Origin of the sequence: Clostridium sp. Ade.TY (assembly GCF_000498355.1) — a bacterium.
Taxonomy (GTDB): domain Bacteria; phylum Bacillota; class Clostridia; order Clostridiales; family Clostridiaceae; genus Clostridium.
In genome coordinates this window covers 210,683-227,261 of sequence record NZ_AVSV01000003.1, presented here as the reverse complement: position 1 = coordinate 227,261, position 16,579 = coordinate 210,683, and the positions used below count along the sequence as shown (strand labels likewise).

17 protein-coding genes are annotated in these 16,579 nt (G+C 27.1%); 3 read left to right on the top strand and 14 right to left on the bottom strand.

Annotated elements, in window-relative coordinates; translation table 11 throughout:
- Positions 1-17: 17 nt before the first annotated feature.
- Positions 18-2,177 (bottom strand): YhgE/Pip domain-containing protein, encoded by a 2,160-nt coding sequence (locus O212_RS0101750; protein WP_024613454.1) that lies wholly within the window; start codon positions 2,175-2,177, stop codon positions 18-20.
- A gap of 232 nt (positions 2,178-2,409) precedes the next feature.
- On the opposite strand from O212_RS0101750, the gene yjeM reads away from it, so the two are divergent.
- On the top strand, positions 2,410-3,906 hold the full coding sequence (yjeM, locus tag O212_RS0101745) for a glutamate/gamma-aminobutyrate family transporter YjeM (protein ID WP_024613453.1): 1,497 nt from the start codon (positions 2,410-2,412) through the stop codon (positions 3,904-3,906).
- 43 nt (positions 3,907-3,949) lie between these two features.
- On the opposite strand, the gene O212_RS0101740 is transcribed toward yjeM, so the two are convergent.
- Genes O212_RS0101740 through O212_RS0101690 form a run of 11 tightly spaced genes read right to left on the bottom strand, consistent with a single transcriptional unit; the run spans position 3,950 to position 13,217 of the window.
- Positions 3,950-4,378: an MOSC domain-containing protein gene (locus tag O212_RS0101740; RefSeq protein ID WP_024613452.1), complete on the bottom strand. Its 429-nt coding sequence runs from the start codon at positions 4,376-4,378 to the stop codon at positions 3,950-3,952.
- A 3-nt stretch (positions 4,379-4,381) separates the two neighbouring features.
- Positions 4,382-5,353, bottom strand: coding sequence for a GTP 3',8-cyclase MoaA (gene moaA, locus O212_RS0101735; protein WP_024613451.1), 972 nt, complete (start codon positions 5,351-5,353; stop codon positions 4,382-4,384).
- Between the two features lie 17 nt (positions 5,354-5,370).
- Positions 5,371-5,847 (bottom strand): cyclic pyranopterin monophosphate synthase MoaC, encoded by a 477-nt coding sequence (gene moaC, locus O212_RS0101730; RefSeq protein WP_024613450.1) that lies wholly within the window; start codon positions 5,845-5,847, stop codon positions 5,371-5,373.
- A gap of 1 nt (position 5,848) precedes the next feature.
- On the bottom strand, positions 5,849-6,868 hold the full coding sequence (locus tag O212_RS0101725) for a molybdopterin-binding protein (RefSeq protein WP_024613449.1): 1,020 nt from the start codon (positions 6,866-6,868) through the stop codon (positions 5,849-5,851).
- Between the two features lie 14 nt (positions 6,869-6,882).
- Positions 6,883-7,539, bottom strand: a complete 657-nt coding sequence (gene modB / locus O212_RS0101720) for a molybdate ABC transporter permease subunit (RefSeq protein ID WP_024613448.1) — start codon at positions 7,537-7,539, stop codon at positions 6,883-6,885.
- A gap of 1 nt (position 7,540) precedes the next feature.
- The gene (modA, locus tag O212_RS0101715; protein WP_024613447.1) at positions 7,541-8,329 is read right to left on the bottom strand and encodes a molybdate ABC transporter substrate-binding protein; all 789 of its coding nucleotides are present in this window, start codon (positions 8,327-8,329) and stop codon (positions 7,541-7,543) included.
- Complete coding sequence (locus O212_RS0101710) at positions 8,314-8,805, bottom strand: MogA/MoaB family molybdenum cofactor biosynthesis protein (RefSeq protein WP_024613446.1); 492 nt, start codon at positions 8,803-8,805, stop codon at positions 8,314-8,316. The genes modA and O212_RS0101710 overlap by 16 nt, the downstream gene beginning before the upstream one ends.
- Before the next feature lie 5 nt (positions 8,806-8,810).
- Positions 8,811-9,341 (bottom strand): molybdopterin-guanine dinucleotide biosynthesis protein B, encoded by a 531-nt coding sequence (gene mobB, locus O212_RS0101705; protein ID WP_024613445.1) that lies wholly within the window; start codon positions 9,339-9,341, stop codon positions 8,811-8,813.
- Entirely contained in the window at positions 9,319-9,888 is a 570-nt protein-coding gene (locus tag O212_RS0101700; protein ID WP_024613444.1) for a molybdenum cofactor guanylyltransferase, read from the bottom strand. The genes mobB and O212_RS0101700 overlap by 23 nt, the downstream gene beginning before the upstream one ends.
- Before the next feature lie 2 nt (positions 9,889-9,890).
- A complete protein-coding gene (locus O212_RS0101695; RefSeq protein WP_024613443.1) occupies positions 9,891-11,084 on the bottom strand; it encodes a molybdopterin molybdotransferase MoeA in 1,194 nt (397 codons plus the stop codon).
- 57 nt (positions 11,085-11,141) lie between these two features.
- Positions 11,142-13,217: a molybdopterin oxidoreductase family protein gene (locus O212_RS0101690; protein ID WP_024613442.1), complete on the bottom strand. Its 2,076-nt coding sequence runs from the start codon at positions 13,215-13,217 to the stop codon at positions 11,142-11,144.
- A 258-nt stretch (positions 13,218-13,475) separates the two neighbouring features.
- On the opposite strand from O212_RS0101690, the gene O212_RS0101685 reads away from it, so the two are divergent.
- Positions 13,476-14,441: a TDT family transporter gene (locus tag O212_RS0101685; protein ID WP_024613441.1), complete on the top strand. Its 966-nt coding sequence runs from the start codon at positions 13,476-13,478 to the stop codon at positions 14,439-14,441.
- 58 nt (positions 14,442-14,499) lie between these two features.
- Here O212_RS0101685 and O212_RS0101680 read toward each other — a convergent pair whose 3' ends face one another.
- Both O212_RS0101680 and rpsD read right to left on the bottom strand, forming a co-directional pair.
- Positions 14,500-15,219: a Bax inhibitor-1/YccA family protein gene (locus tag O212_RS0101680; RefSeq protein WP_024613440.1), complete on the bottom strand. Its 720-nt coding sequence runs from the start codon at positions 15,217-15,219 to the stop codon at positions 14,500-14,502.
- A gap of 212 nt (positions 15,220-15,431) precedes the next feature.
- The gene (gene rpsD, locus O212_RS0101675) at positions 15,432-16,025 is read right to left on the bottom strand and encodes a 30S ribosomal protein S4 (RefSeq protein WP_024613439.1); all 594 of its coding nucleotides are present in this window, start codon (positions 16,023-16,025) and stop codon (positions 15,432-15,434) included.
- A gap of 338 nt (positions 16,026-16,363) precedes the next feature.
- Here rpsD and rd point away from each other — a divergent pair, with 338 nt between their 5' ends.
- Positions 16,364-16,525, top strand: a complete 162-nt coding sequence (rd, locus tag O212_RS0101670; RefSeq protein WP_024613438.1) for a rubredoxin — start codon at positions 16,364-16,366, stop codon at positions 16,523-16,525.
- The last annotated feature ends 54 nt before the right edge of the window (positions 16,526-16,579 follow it).

Here is a 16,579-nt window from a genome sequence, read left to right as displayed (position 1 = left end):
CTCACGAAGCCAAAATTTTATTCAGCTATTCTTGATTCCTCAAACTTATCCTCAAATTTCTTTACATATTTCCATATCTTTTCTTTAAAGAACGTTCCTATTACAAAGAATACTCCTGCAAATAGAAGCAACATTACTATATCCAACACAACGCTACTTATAAGAGGTCCTGCTATTGCTTCTCTATATCCACCAAGTGCATATGTAAATGGAAAAAGTGGTTGTAATACTCTAAAGAATTTAGGGTCTACCTGAATTGGATAACTTCCTCCTGAACCTGCTATTTGTATTACCATATATATTATAGCTAATGCTTTACCAACATTTCTAAATAATGAAACTAAGGTATAAACTATTATACAGAAGCTAAATGATGATAATACTCCAAATAAAATAAATAACGGTGTATTAACTGTTTGAACTCCTAATATAAATTTATCTCCTAAAGCTATAATAAAACCTTGTATAACAGCAAGAAAAACAAATGTTACAAGCTTACCTAAATATTTATCTCTTATTGTAAGATTTTCACTTCCTTCAAATGGTTTTATTTCAGTAGAAAGTAATGATGTTAAAACAAGGCATCCAACCCAACTTGCAAGTACGGAATATATTGGTGCCATACCAGAGCCATAGTTTGCTATCTTATAAATTGACTCATCTTTAACATTAAATGGACTTGAAATATATGAGCCCATAATTTCTGGCTTACTTTGAAGGATTGTTACTATTTCACTTAAATTATTATCCTTTATAGCCTGAAGATTTTTGCTTAATTCACTTATATTGCCTTTAAAATAATTAAATTTTTTAATTAAATCATTTGATATATCAGATGTTAAATTTGTAGCATCTATTCCTGAATTAAGTATCCCTTCAATACTACCAGCTAATTTCTTTGAACCATCTAAAAGCTTATTTGCTTCATTTGTAGCATCTATATAGCTATTACATATTTTATTTATTGATTCTTTAGATGAAGAATTATATTCACTTAATGTATTTTTTAATTTATTACTCATACTTGAATTTATTGAAGTTATATCTTTAACAATTCCTGAGCTTAATTCACCTTGTGAATTAAAAGAGCTTTCTAGACTATTTAACTTATCTTTTTCATTATTTAATGATGTTTTTAAACTATCTAATGAAGTAATTATACTTTCTAAATTAGGGTTATTAGATTTTTTATTTAATTCCTTTAAAAATTTAATAACATTATCAATATTATTACTTGTATAGTCTATTTCTTGTTTTAATGCTGATATAGTTGTACCTACCCCATCTTTACTTCCAGATAATATTGAATCATTTAAGCTATTTATAAGAGAGTTTATTTTTTTATTTGATGCACTTATTTGATCAATATTTATATCTAAACTATCAAATGAATTGTTTATAACATTTTTTGTGTATGTAGTTAATTTTTTTGATTGAGTAGCACCATCTTGTATTGCATCTATACCTTTTGTTAATTCTGGTATAGTTGATTTTATACTATTTAAATATGTATTAAGATTTTTCGCATTACCATTTGTTGAATTTAATGTACTAATTATAAGATCCATATTTTTATCTATTTTTATTATTGCATCTTTTAATCCTATTATTTGATCCTTATTTGCTTCAAGACTTTTTCCAACATTATTTAGTGATGAAAAAATTGTTTGGTTTACTGTAGCAACAAAATTAGATTTTATTTGATCAACTAATTGTTCTTCAGCCACCTCTGTTATCTTTCCTGCAACTGGATTTGATTTTGTATCAACTTTATATATAATTTCAGGTTTAACTGGCTTATCTGTTGCAAGACTTGTTAAGTCCTTAGAAAAATCTTCTGGAATTTCAATTACTGCATAATAATCCCCATTTAAAATCCCAAGCTCTGCCTTCTTTGAATCTACAAAAGTCCATCCTATAGCTTTATTATTTTTAAGTTCTGAAACAACATCTTTTCCAATATCTATATTTTTATTATCAAATGTTGCTCCTTTATCATTATTTACTACAGCAATAGGTACTGTACTAGTGTTTTCATATGGATTCCAGCAAGCTTTTATATTTACCCATGCATAAAGTGAAGGAATAATACAAAGACCACCAATTATTAAAATAGCAACTGGATTCTTTATTATTGCCTTCATATCTCTCTTAAATATAGAAAGAATTTTTTTCATAACTGACCTCCAAAAATTATTGATAATACTTTTAATATTATCAGCATTAAATGTATTAATTTTTAAATTTTATTGAACATTCTATGTACTTATCTTTATTATTACATTTAAATTTATTTTTCTAATCATATATTATTAAATACTATTAACATAATATTAATATATGCTTCATTATTTCATAACTTTAATGTGTTAAAGTAAATTATTAACATTACTTCTTAGGAGGAACTTTATGAGTAAACATAATAATAAAAAACTTACATTAATAGCACTAATATTAATGACATTTACATCAGTTTTTGGATTTACAAATATAGCTAGAGCATTCCTACTTATGGGATATTCAGCTATACCTTGGTATATACTTTCAGCAATTACATTCTTCATTCCATATTCATTTATGCTTGCAGAATACGGTGCTGCTTTTAAAGATGAAAAAGGTGGAATTTATTCATGGATGAATAAATCTGTTGGACCTAAATATGCATTTATAGTTACTTTTATGTGGTATACTTCATATATAATTTGGATGGTTTCTACATCATCATCAATTTGGGTACCACTTTCTAATGTTATATTTGGAGAAGATAAAACTTCAACTTGGAGTCTTTTTGGAATGAGTGCTTCTCATACAATGGCATTACTTGGTATAGCTCTTTTTGTTATAATCACATTTGCTGCTTCAAAAGGATTAAAGAGTATAACAAAAGTTACTTCAATCGGTGGTACTTTTATAGCTTTAGCAAATATAGTTTTATTAGTTGGCGCAGTAGTAGTTCTTGTTGTAAACAAATTCGAACTTGCTCAACCAATTAGTACATACTCATTTATTTCATCACCAAATCCAACCTATCAATCACCAATTGGTGTATTAGGATTTATGGTATTTGCAATTTTTGCTTATGGTGGACTTGAAGCAATTGGTGGATTAGTTGACCAAACTGAAAACCCAGAAAAAACATTTCCAAGAGGAATTAAAATAGCAGCTGTAGTTATTGCTATTGGTTATTCTTTAGGAATATTATGTGTTGGTTTCTTTACTAACTGGTCAACAACATTAAATTCTTCAACAGTAAATATGGCAAACGCTGGTTATGTTGTTATGAGTAATTTAGGCTATACTTTAGGACTAGCATTTAATCTTGGAACTGCTGGAGCTCAAGTGCTTGGTGCTTGGTTTGCAAGATTTATAGGGCTTTCAATGTTCTTAGCTTTAATGGGTTCATTCTTCACTTTAACTTATTCACCTATTAAACAACTTATTGAAGGAACTCCAAAAGAAATATGGCCAAAATCATGGAGTAAACTTGATGAAAATAATATGCCAAAAAATGCAATGTGGGTTCAATGTATAATAGTTGTTGCTATAATATTAATTTCTTCACTTGGTGGTAAGACTGCATCAGCTTTCTTAAACTACTTAATACTTATGAGTAACGTTGCGATGACTATACCTTATGCATTTATAGCATTTGCATTTATCTCATTTAAGAAAAAGGAAGAAATACATAAACCATTCGTTATGTATAAGAGTCATACTGCAACAAAAATTTGGACTGCTATTGTAATAATTACTATTGCTTTTGCAAATATATTTACAATAATTAAACCTGCTTTAGACTCTGGAGATTATGTTGCAACATTATTCCAAATTGCAGGACCTATAATATTTGGTACAATTGCATTGATTCTTTATGATAGATACGAAAAGAAAATGAAATTAAAATAAATTTATAAAAAAATGACTATCAAATTGATAGTCATTTTTTTTATTATATTAATTCTACTTCATCGTTAACTTTAATAGTTCCACCTTTTAATACTTTACTAAATACACCATGTATAGGCATTATACATTTTCCAACTCTATGGAATATTTCACATTCGCTATGACATTTCTTACCTATTTGAGTTATTTCTAAAATAACGTCACCAATTTTAACTTTTTGTCCGATATCTAATTTATCAACTTCTATTCCATCTATTACAATATTTTCTCCAAAGTCTCCAAACTTGACATTTCCACCTTGCTTATTAAAATCATCTATCTTTTTAAGCTCTAAAAGACTTACTTGTCTGTGCCATTTTCCTGCATGAGCATCATCTTTTATTCCAAAATCTTCTATAAAAATAGCTTCTTCTACTTGTTTTTTTGCAGTTCCCTTTTTAGGACTTGTACAAATTGCTTCTACTTTTGCCATGAATTATCCTCCTATTTCATTCATAAATTTTATTTCTTTATTCTTATCCATACTTTTAAAAAGATATTTTTCTGGCTTATTATATATAGCTTTTTCAATTATATCTTTTATCTCATCATCAGTTGCACCTGATTTTATTATAGACTTTAAATTTATTTCACTTTTCCAATTTAAACATTGCTTTAAAAATCCATCAGTTGTAATTCTTATTCTATTACATTCTTTACAAAAACAATTACTCATTGCACTTATAAAACCAACTCTTCCTAAAGAATCTTTAAGCTTTATATATTCTGCTGGTCCATCATGAGAATTTCTATTAATATATTCAAATTCGATATTATTTTTCTTTATAAATTCAAATAAACTCTCATTAGATAAACCTTTAAATTTTTTACCTTCTCCAATTGGCATAAGCTCTATAAATCTAACATCAACAGGAATTTTTTTTGTTAAATCTATTAAATCTAATATTTCATCATCATTAATACCTTCAACTATAACTACATTAAGCTTAATTTTAATACCAAGTTTTATACCTTTATTTATTGCAGATAATACTTTATTTAAATCTCCACCTCTTGTAATTTTAAAATATTTATCTTCTTTTAATGTATCTAAACTTATATTTACTTTTTTAAGCCCACACCTTGCTAATGTCTCAATCTTATCATCTAATAATATAGCATTTGTAGTTATTGCTATTTCTTCTATTCCTTCAATTGAATTTATATTATTTATTAAATCTACTACCCCATCCATTACAAGAGGTTCCCCTCCTGTAAGTCTTACTTTTCTAATACCAAGCTTAGAAGATAAGTTAACTATTCTTTGTATTTCATTATTAGTAAGTTTTTTATCATTACTACAAAAAGTATTTTCCTTCTCCGGCATACAATATATACATCTTAAATTGCACTTATCAGTAATAGAAATTCTAAGGTAGTCTATATTTCTCCCAAATTTATCTAACATACTACCACCTCAAAGTTTTAAAAATTAAACTCTCCACTTTTTCCACCAGTTTTCTTAACTAAATGTATTCCGCCGATTTTCATTCTCTTATCTACAGCCTTACACATATCATATATAGTAAGTGCAGCAACTGAAACACCAGTTAATGCTTCCATTTCAACTCCTGTTTTATCAACAATTTTAACTTTGGAATTTATTATTATTTCTGAGTTTTCTTCATCTATTTCAAAATCTATACTACATCCATCTATCATTATTGGATGACACATTGGAATTAAGTCTGATGTTCTTTTTATTGCCATAATTCCAGCAACTCTAGCAACAGCTAAAACATCGCCTTTTCCTATTGTACCTTCTTTTATTCTACTTATTATTTCTTTATTTGTTTTAACTTTTCCTGTAGCTATAGCAACTCTTTCTGTCTTATTTTTTAGAGTTACATCAACCATAACTGCATTTCCTTTATTATCAAAATGTGTTAACTTGTCATCCATTTTATTCTCCTTTTCCAAATGAGCAATGAGGGAATGTACAAACTTCACAGCTTAAGCATAATCCTCCATGTCCATATAAAGCAATATCTCTAAGACTTAATTTTTCATTACTTAGTATTCTTGGAAGTACTAAATCAAAAATTGTTCTCTTACAGTACATAACGCATCCTGGAAGCCCTACAATTGGAACATTTCCACTATATGCTAATAAAAACATTGCACCTGGAAGTACTGGTGCACCATATGTAATAAGATTAGCACCACATTCTTTTATTGCAGTTGGAGTAACATCATCTGGATCTACTGACATTCCACCTGTACATACAATCATTTCTGCACCATTTTCTAATGCTTTCTTTATCTCTGAAACTATCATTTCTTTATTATCTGGTAATATAACCTGATTTTCTAAAGAACATCCATAATACTCTAATTTTTTTCTAACTGCTGGTCCAAATGCGTCTTTAATTCTTCCATGATAAACTTCACTTCCTGTAGTTATCATGTGCACTTTTTTAGGTTTTATATCAATAACTTTTATAATTTTTTTATTTATTAAATTTTCAGCTTCTATTATTTTCTTTTCATCTATAACTAGAGGAATTACTCTTGTAGCTCCAACTAACTCACCCTTCTTTACAGGGGTATTATTTTGTATAGTTGCAACTATTATTTCTCCTAACATATTAAGTTCTAGAAGTTTTTCTTTATCTATTTTTAAAAGTCCATCTTTTGAAGCCATAAAGCTTATTTTTCCTTCTTTTATTTCTCCAAATTCTAAACCTTCTCCACATACTAAATTTTTAAGTCTTAATGCTGCATCATTTTCATGAAGCATTCCATCTTGATTTTCCCAAACATATATATGTTCTTTACCTATTGATAATAATTCCTTTATATCTTCTTCCTTTATTATATGACCTTTTTTAAAAGCTCTTCCCTTAAATTCTCCTGGAACTATTTTTGTTATATCATGGCATAAAACCATTCCTACTGCCTCTTCTACTCTTACACTTTTCATTTCTACTTACCCCCTTATGCTATTCTCTTAAGTATTTTATTATATAAAAAAGTTAATGTTACTGAAATAATTACAATTGCAATAAGTATAATCTTTGAAGTTCTATCATCATTATTTTCAATAGCATAATACATGGCCATTGGAACTGTTTGAGTCTTACCTGGTATATTACCAGCTACCAATATTGTTGCGCCAAACTCACCAAAAACTCTAGCTATACTTAATATTATCCCTGTAAAAATTCCTTTTTTACATAACGGTAAACTTATTTTTCTAAATACTATTTTATCTTTTGCCCCCATCTCTTTTGCGGCATTTTTTATATCTTCATCTATTCCTATTAATTGAGCTTTTATGCTTTGATACATAATAGGCATTGATACAACAACACCTGCTATTACAGCAGCAACCCAAGTAAATATTATTGTTATATCAAAATTATTTGAGAGAAATTCTCCTATGAATCCTCTTTTACCTAATGATATAAGTATTAAATAACCTATAGCAGATGGTGGCAAAAACATAGGAAATAATATTATTGTTTCTATAATATGCTTAAGCTTTATTTTTTTTTCAATTAAAAAGTATGCTCCAACTATTGATAAAATTAAACTTATAATAACTGCAATTACAACTACTCTAAATGATATAATAAAAGCATTTAATAACATATTATTCTACTCCAAATCCATATCCTTTAAATATTTCCTTAGATTCATTTCCTTTTAAAAATTCAATAAATTCTTTGCTTGAATCAACATTTTTACTATCCTTTAGTAAACATAAAGAATATTGTATCTTTTTATGATCTTTGTTTGGTATTTCATAAGATATTTTAATGCCTTTAACATTTTTAGCATCTGTTTTATATACAAATCCATAATCTACATCACCATTTTCAACATAGCTTACAACATTTGATACACTCTTTGCATATACAAATCTATCTTGTAATGAATTCCATAGTTTTAAATTATCTAAAGTTTGCTTAGCATATTGTCCTGCTGGAACTGTTTTTATATCTCCAATAGCAATTTTACCTTTAGTATCTTTTAAATCATTTAATGATTTTATATCTTTTTTTACATCATTATTACTTATTAAAACTAATGAGTTTGTTAAAAAATTATATGTATTATCTTTATTTACTAATTTCTCATTTATTAATTCATCTACATATTTAGTGTTTGCTGAAAAGAATAAATCAACATTAGCTCCTTCTGATATTTGTTTCTTTAAAGTGCCTGAACCACCAGTATTATAGTTTATCTTAATTCCTTTTTCTTCTTGGAATTTTTTTGCTATATCCTCCATTGGTTTTTGAAGACTTGCAGCTATACTTACTGTTAATTCTTTTCCTTCTGCCTTTTTACTACTATTTTCTTTATTTCCGCATCCAACAAGTAATGTAGTAACAGCTAAACATGATATTAATATTCCACTAATTATTTTCTTGCGCATTCTGATGCACTTCCTTTCATTATATCTAATCCATGTTTTAAATCATCTAATATGTAATCCAATATTTCTTCACAGGCCTTTGGACTTCCTGGCATATTTACTATTAATGTTTTTTTCCTAATTCCTGCCGTTCCTCTTGAAAGCATTGCTCTTTTTGTTATTGTAAAACTATAATTTCTTATAGCTTCTGCTATACCTAATGCTTCTTTTTCTATTATATCTTTAGTAGCTTCTGGCGTTATATCTCTTTCACTAAAGCCTGTACCTCCAGTTGTAAGTATTAGATCTAAATTAAGCTCATCCGACATATATTTCATTTCTTCTGATAGCTTAATTCTTTCATCTGGAAGTATAATATATCTTTCTACTCTAAAGCCTTTAGATTCAGATATACTTTTTATTACTTCTCCACTTTTGTCTTCTCTTTCCCCCTTGAAACCTTTGTCGCTACTGGTTATTATTCCCAAAGTATACATATCTATCATCTCCCCTCTATTTGATTATATTTTAAATTTTCCAATAAGTCTATTAACATTTTGTAATCGTTATACCAAATTTCATTTATTCCATTTAACCCAAGTTTAATATCAGTAGCTACACATATTAATTTTTCCTTTGGCGTTATAATCTTTGTACTTACTCCATCTCTAAATACTTCAATTTTCTTTAAACTACTATTTTTATAACCTTCTACAATAATAAAATCTTTATCCTCTAATAATTTTATTAAATCTTCTAATCTTTCTTCTTCATCTAGTTCTTTTATCATTGCCATTCTATTTTTTGATGATATTATTACAGTTGAAGCTCCAGCTACTCTATGCTTATATGTATCTTTTCCTTTTTTATCTATATCAAATCCGTGTATATCATGTTTTATAGTTCCAACATTATATCCTCTTTTTACCATCTCTTTTATAAGACCTTCAATTAATGTAGTTTTTCCAACATTTGACCTTTCTCCTATAATATTTATAACAAAAGGACTATTATTTTTCTTTGCATAATTCATTGTATTCAACCTCTGTATTTACATTTATAAAATTATTTTTTTCATCACAATCTATATATTTTGTATTTATATTTTCTAATAAATTTTTAAGTTTATAATCTTTTTTATGAATCATTAATTCTATAGTTTTTAAAACACTTTTTTTATATATTCCACAAAGAGGATTTATTTTTCCATTTACTACTGGTATTAATGCATCTTCTGAAAACTCATAACTTGAAATATAATTTATAAAATCTTTACTTAAAAATGGCATATCACTTGCAACGACTAATGCCGATTCAAAATTACTCTTTTTAAGACATGAATATATTCCGCCAATAGGTCCAATGTTTTTATACTCATCTTTAACTAATAAAGCTTTCTCTTTAAATTCTTCGTAAAGTTTTATATCATTGCAAGATAAAATTTTTTCTTTTAAATCCGATACACTAAAAAAAATTTTATCTATAAATCTTACTCCATCTACTTCTAAAAAAGCTTTTATCCTATAATTCATTCTACTATTTTTACCACCTGATAGTATTATTACAGATTTATTTATCATAGCTATATTAAAACCTCAACCTCTTCTCCTTTTTTCAATTCCTTATTCTTTGGAATTTCAAGTATTGCATTACTATTTATCATAGTGTGAACTTGACCTGGTGTTTGATATACATTATTTATGAAAACTCTATTTTCATTATTTATATAAACTCTTAAAAACCTTCTTTTTTTTGATACTTTATTATAATCATCCATTAATACCCCTAGTCTTTTTTTAATACATAAACTTTTAGTATTATACATTTTTGATAGTGCATCTCTACATGTTAATTCAAAAGTTGTTGCAGCAGCTACTGGTGTTCCTGAAAGTCCTATATATAATTTATCCTCTTTAAATGCTGCAAACATTGGAGAACCTGGCTTTATATCAACTTTCCAAAATAATATATTATACCCAGCCTTCTTTGCACTTATAATAACTCTATCCTTTTCACCAACTGATACCCCACCAGTTGAAATTATAATATTACACTTATCTTCTAAATAATCTATAGCCTTTACTATTTCATCATCTTCATCACAAATTAAATTGTATAAAACACTTTCAAATCCAAGCTCTAAAAGTCGTGCTTTTAAGAAGTATCCATTACTATTATATATCTTTCCATTATTTAATTTTGTTCCAGGATTTTGTATCTCATCACCAGTATTTATTATCCCAACGATAGCCTTTTTATAAACTTTAACCTTATTAAAACCTATTGATGCAAGAGCTATTATTTCTGATGAAGTTATTAATGTACCTTTTTCTATTAATTTTGTTCCTTTTTTAAAATCTTCACCTTCAAAGCAATAATTATCATATGGATTAAGTTCAGAATACACTTTAACAGTTTTTATACCTTCATCAGTATCTTCTTGTCTTATTATTGAATTAGCACCTGTTGGAATTGGAGCTCCTGTCATTATTCTTATAGCTTCATTTTCTTTTACTATTTTTTTAGATATATATCCTGCATAAATTTTATCTATAACAGTTAAAGTAACAGGATTTTCTTTTGTTGCCCCTTTTGTATCTTCACCTCTAATTGCATAACCATCCAAAGGTGATCTTGGAAACGGCGGGTTATTTATAGGTGAATATATATCTTCATATAAAATTCTTCCTACAGAATCCTCAATATTAACTTCTTCTAAACCTAAACTTTTTATTTTATCTAAAATTAATTTTTTAGCTTCTTCTAAACTTACCAAAAATAACCCTCCTTAAAACATTAATGCCCACTCTTTAAAAGAATGAGCATTATTTAATTAATCTATTTTATTTAAATTACATGTTACATACTTATATGATGGCTCTCTTGAATATGAATCATATTTTCCTTTTGTTAATGTATTAATTTCTATATAATGCATAGGTCCATACATTTGATCTTTTATAAGTCCATCATTTACTTTAGCAAGTACTTTAACAGTTTCTCCATTTGATGATGTAACTTCTATTATATCTCCATCTTTTATATCATTATTTTTTGCTATTTCTTCACTAATTTCAATATATGCTTTTTCTGAAGTCATCTTTGTAACTATAGGAATTTCTCTAGTTCTAGTTTGAGTATGCCATTGTCCTACAGTTCCTCTTCCTGTATTTAATATATATGGAAATTCTTTTGTCTGTTTTTCACTATTTTCCATTACATCTTCATACATAAACTTCATTTTTCCATTTGGTCTATAATAAACTCCATCTTCAAAAAGCCTTCTTTGATCTTTTTCTAATTTATCTCCCTTTTTGAATGGCCATTGTACTCCATTACCTTCCCTAACCATATCATAATCTACTCCAGTAATATCACATGGCATTCCTTCTGTAGATTTCTTTAAAAGTTCAAACACATCTTTTGGAGTTTCCCAAAGTTTTAATTCTTCTTCCTTACCTAGAGCTTTTCCTATTCCTCTTATTATTTCAAAATCTGTAAGTTCATTTTCACCTCTTGAAAGGATAGGAACTAATGCTGACATTCTACGTTCAGTATTTATATATGTACCATTTTTCTTAATTCCAGGTATTGCTGGTAAGAAAAGATCACACATTTTAGCCGTATCTGTATCTGAATATAAATCTTGAACAACTAAAAAGTCAATTTTTTCTGCAGCTTCCTTAAACTTTTTATTATCTATCCATGAATCAGCTGGATTTGTTGAAATTATCCAAAGAGCTTTTATATTTCCATCTAATGCTCCTTGAATTATTTCTGGATATGCTATAGTAGGTTTTTTAGGAATATACTCATCTTTTATTCCCATAGTTTTTGTTATAAACTTTCTATCTTCTTCATTAGCATAATCTCTTCCACCATAAATACAAGTTGTATTACTAAATAATCTTGAACCCATAGCATTACATTGTCCTGTAATTGAATTTGGACCAGTTCCTTCTCTTCCTATATTACCTGTCATTACACAAATATTTATTATAGCTTGAGCAGTTCTTACAGCTTCATAACCTTGGTTTACACCCATAGTCCACCAAATTGAAACTTTTTTACCATTATTTATTGTTTCTGCAAGTTCTAATACTCTCTCCTTTGAAATTCCTGTAGTTTCATAAACGTTATCTAATGTATATTTTTTCACGTGTTCTTTAAAACCTTCAAAGTCTTCTGTATGTTTTTCTATATACTCATTATCTATATATCCTTTTTCTATTAAAACATTAGCTAAAGTATATAAAAATCTTAAATCAGCTTTTGGTTTTATTGCATACCAATCATCACAGCCTTTTGCTGTTTCTGATTTTCTAGGATCTATGACAATCTTTTTAGCATTCTTATTTTTTCTTATTCTTCCCCATAATACTGGATGAGCAACTGCTGGATTAGCCCCTACAAATATAAGTGTATCTGAAAGTTCTAAATCCTCTAATGTATATGGTGGTGCATCAAATCCAAAACTTTGTTTATATGCAACAACTGATGTCGCCATACAAAGTCTTGTATTTCCGTCTCCATACATTCCCATAATCCCTCTTCCTACATAGCCTAGTATAGCCATCTCTTCCATAGGAAGTTGTCCTGTACTTATAAAAGCTGCACTTTCTTTTCCATATTTGTTTTGGATCTCTGTCATTTTTTTAGCAAAAACTTCAAATGCTTCTTCCCATGATATTTCATGCATTTTCCCATCCTCACCTCTAAGAAGTGGAAGTCTTTGCTTTCCATATATAGTAAGTTGTTTATCTAAGTTAAGCCCTTTTATACAAGCCGTTCCATCATTAACTGGATATCCCTTTTTACCCATTATTTTAACTATTTTATCATCTTCTATATTAAAATTAAGATTGCATCCAGTGGAGCAATAATTACATACTGATTGTTTAACGTCCATAAAAAAACATCTCCTTTTAAAGTATTAAATACTATTAGTTGTTATAATTTTAACATTCTTCTTTCTTTCATAACGTGATAAATATCACATTTATTAAAATTTGAATAAATTCTAATTATTATTTTCCATGAAATTCAATAATTTCTTGTTAATTTATTAATATCACTATATCATATTAATATGTTATTTTTATCGACAAATATTAATATTAAAATTATTTTTTTGTTAATATTTATTATACAAAGTTGAGGTGGTTTTTTGAAAAATAACTGTATATGTAAAATAAAATTAAATGAATATCCTATAGCATTTGTTGCCACATGCTTAGGTGCTGTAACTTTAACTAATTTTTATGAAAAGCTTGAGTTTACAGCAATAAAAACAATTTTTACATTAATAGGTCTTATTGCTTTAATATTTACAGTTTATAAAGCTTTTAAACATCCAAAAGTAATGTTAAATGAAATGAATAACCCTATATTAATGGCACTATACCCTACAGCTACTATGCTTTTAATGTTTATTGGTGTTTTCATAGGTAGATTTAATTTTCTAATAGGAAAAGGTATTTGGTTATTTGCAATAATAATAAATATTTTATTTATTATATTTTTTATAATAAAACATATTATTATAAAATTTAATATGAAATATGTTCTTCCTTGTTGGTTTGCCTTATTAGTTGGTATTTCTTTAGCATGCACTACAAGTACAGAAATGAAAGCAGTTAATTTAACTATTCCTATATTCTATTTTGTAGTAATTGCATTTTTATTATTTTTACCAATTGTTATTTATAGACTTTGTACTGTTGAAGTCCCTGATTGCCATTACCCTTTAATTGCAATTATTTCAGCTCCATCAAGTTTATGTGTAATGAGTTATTTAACATTATTTAAACATCCAAATTTTTATGTTGTAATGTTTTTCTTTATACTTACAATTATTACAACACTATTTGTTTATATTAACTTTCCAAAATTCTTTTCAATAAAATTTAATCCAACATATGCCGCTTTAACCTTTCCACTTGCAGCTTCATTTGTAGCTACTTTTAAGGTAAAAGTATATTTGGCAAGTATAGGTTACATGACTGCATCAAGAATAGTTACTGAAATTTCAGGAATTGAATTTTTCATTGCAACTTCTGTAATTGGATTTGTATTTTATAAATTTGTTTTTGAATTTTTATTTGATATTCCTGCAAAAAAATTTACTAAATAACTTTAATAACAAAAAAGGTGAGTTGTAAATAACAACTCACCTTTTTTTATTTTATATATTAATCATTATTTGAAAAAATCTTTGCTAAAAGCTGTAATATTTCCATGTATAACCATATAAGTGTTACCATTAATCCAAAAGCTGCATACCATTCCATATATTTAGGTGCTCCAGATTGAGCTCCTCTTAATATAAAATCATAATCTTGCATTAAACTTATTGTAGCTACTACAACAACAGCTAAACTGAATACTATCCCAATTATACCATTATTATATATAGGTAATATTATTCCAAACCAACTTAATACAATACCTATTAGTGATGTTACAACTATTGTTGTAAGAGCAATCATTACACCTTTTCTTGTTCTATCTGCAATACTTGGTCTTTTACCATATATAAATACTGTTACAAGTACAGCAACAATTGTAAGTAAAATTGCTGGTAATACTATTCCTGGGTAAAAATTATTAAAAAACTTTGATATACTTCCCAAAAATAATCCTTCAAATGCTGCATAAATTACAGCTGAAAATTGAGCATTCTTTGGTGAAAAAGTTGTAAACATTGCTACTACAAATGTTAATAATGATACTACCATCATAATTCCAGCGCTATATGGTATATAAAACCAACTATACACAAATGCACATGCTACTATTGCAAGTAATATTAATATTTTTACTATTGTTCCGCTAATTGACATTGTAGTACTGTCATGAGTAGCTTCTTTAAAACCTTTTGCTAATGCTGGATTAGTTTCTCCTATATTCATAACAAAAACCCCTTTCCTATAAATTTATTAATTATATTATACATTGTAATTGTGTCAATTTGTTGTATATTCTATTCCTAATATAATTTTTTACAAAAATTTTTCCTTTATAAAAGATAAGTACCAAATCCCAGCACAGATTTGATACTTACATAATGGCAAAATATACTGTATTAATATACGAGGTTTTAAAGGCTTTATTTTAATTAATATTATTTAGAGTAAAACTCTACTATTAATTGTTCATTAATTTCTATTGGCAACTCATTTCTCTCTGGTTCTCTAACATAAGTACCAACAAAATTTTCAATATCCTTTCCTATATAAGGAAAAGTATTTAATTCATTTTCTTTGAATGTATTAACAAATAATTCTACTTTACGAGACTTCTCCCTAAGAGTTACATTATCTCCCGGTTTTAATTTGTATGATGGAATATTTACCTTTTCTCCATTGACTAAAAAATGACCATGATTAACCATTTGTCTGCTTGCTCTTATTGAGTTTGCAAAACCCATTCTGTAAACCATATTATCAAGTCTTGATTCAAGTGTTAATAATAAAGCATCACCAGGTTGAATTTTTGATTTAAAAGCATCTTTTACATATCTTTCAAACTGCTTTTCTAAAACTCCATAATAAGCTCTAAGTCTTTGTTTTTCTAATAATCTTACACCATAGTCAGATAATTTTTTATCTGCTCTACTAGTTCCTTTGCCTGCACGTTTCATTGCTTTAGGATGACCTATAACATTAAGGCCAAGTCTTCTGCACATTTTAAAACGTGGACCCATCATTTTCGCCATTTATTTACCTCCTATAAAAATACTTTATGGATATATAATATCATCTTATTTTAATTATTGAAAATGATTATCAATATTAAATTGTTTAATTATTTTAATTTATCTTTTTTATATTAATTTTTTCTCTATTTTTTATATAAAATACTTCTTTTTTCAAATTTATTTTTAATCAAATTGAATAAAGTTTTACTTTCTTTAAAATAATTATTTAATTTATACTTGCCCTTAATAATATTCACCTAAATTTAACCTATTTTATAAATTAAATACTATTTTTATAAATAAATAGTTGTATAATTATCATATAAATAACAAAAGATTACTAGGAGGTTTTTCATATGAAAAAGTATATATGTGATATTTGTGGATATATTTATGATCCAGCAGTAGGAGATCCAGATAACGGTGTAAACCCAGGAACTAGCTTTGAAGATATTCCTGAAGATTGGACTTGCCCTCTATGTGGAGTAGGTAAAGATCAATTTTCAGTAACAGAATAATTATATAAATAAAACTTTACTTAAATAAAAAGAAGGAAAATATACAATATTTCC

Bases quoted from the DNA above. Each gene is read 5' to 3' on its own strand.
- O212_RS0101750 (WP_024613454.1), bottom strand. From the start codon at position 2,177: ATGAAAAAAATTCTTTCTATATTTAAGAGAGATATGAAGGCAATAATA.
- yjeM (WP_024613453.1), top strand. From the start codon at position 2,410: ATGAGTAAACATAATAATAAAAAACTTACATTAATAGCACTAATATTA.
- O212_RS0101740 (WP_024613452.1), bottom strand. From the start codon at position 4,378: ATGGCAAAAGTAGAAGCAATTTGTACAAGTCCTAAAAAGGGAACTGCA.
- moaA (WP_024613451.1), bottom strand. From the start codon at position 5,353: ATGTTAGATAAATTTGGGAGAAATATAGACTACCTTAGAATTTCTATT.
- moaC (WP_024613450.1), bottom strand. From the start codon at position 5,847: ATGGATGACAAGTTAACACATTTTGATAATAAAGGAAATGCAGTTATG.
- O212_RS0101725 (WP_024613449.1), bottom strand. From the start codon at position 6,868: ATGAAAAGTGTAAGAGTAGAAGAGGCAGTAGGAATGGTTTTATGCCAT.
- modB (WP_024613448.1), bottom strand. From the start codon at position 7,539: ATGTTATTAAATGCTTTTATTATATCATTTAGAGTAGTTGTAATTGCA.
- modA (WP_024613447.1), bottom strand. From the start codon at position 8,329: ATGCGCAAGAAAATAATTAGTGGAATATTAATATCATGTTTAGCTGTT.
- O212_RS0101710 (WP_024613446.1), bottom strand. From the start codon at position 8,805: ATGTATACTTTGGGAATAATAACCAGTAGCGACAAAGGTTTCAAGGGG.
- mobB (WP_024613445.1), bottom strand. From the start codon at position 9,341: ATGAATTATGCAAAGAAAAATAATAGTCCTTTTGTTATAAATATTATA.
- O212_RS0101700 (WP_024613444.1), bottom strand. From the start codon at position 9,888: ATGATAAATAAATCTGTAATAATACTATCAGGTGGTAAAAATAGTAGA.
- O212_RS0101690 (WP_024613442.1), bottom strand. From the start codon at position 13,217: ATGGACGTTAAACAATCAGTATGTAATTATTGCTCCACTGGATGCAAT.
- O212_RS0101680 (WP_024613440.1), bottom strand. From the start codon at position 15,219: ATGAATATAGGAGAAACTAATCCAGCATTAGCAAAAGGTTTTAAAGAA.
- rpsD (WP_024613439.1), bottom strand. From the start codon at position 16,025: ATGGCGAAAATGATGGGTCCACGTTTTAAAATGTGCAGAAGACTTGGC.
- rd (WP_024613438.1), top strand. From the start codon at position 16,364: ATGAAAAAGTATATATGTGATATTTGTGGATATATTTATGATCCAGCA.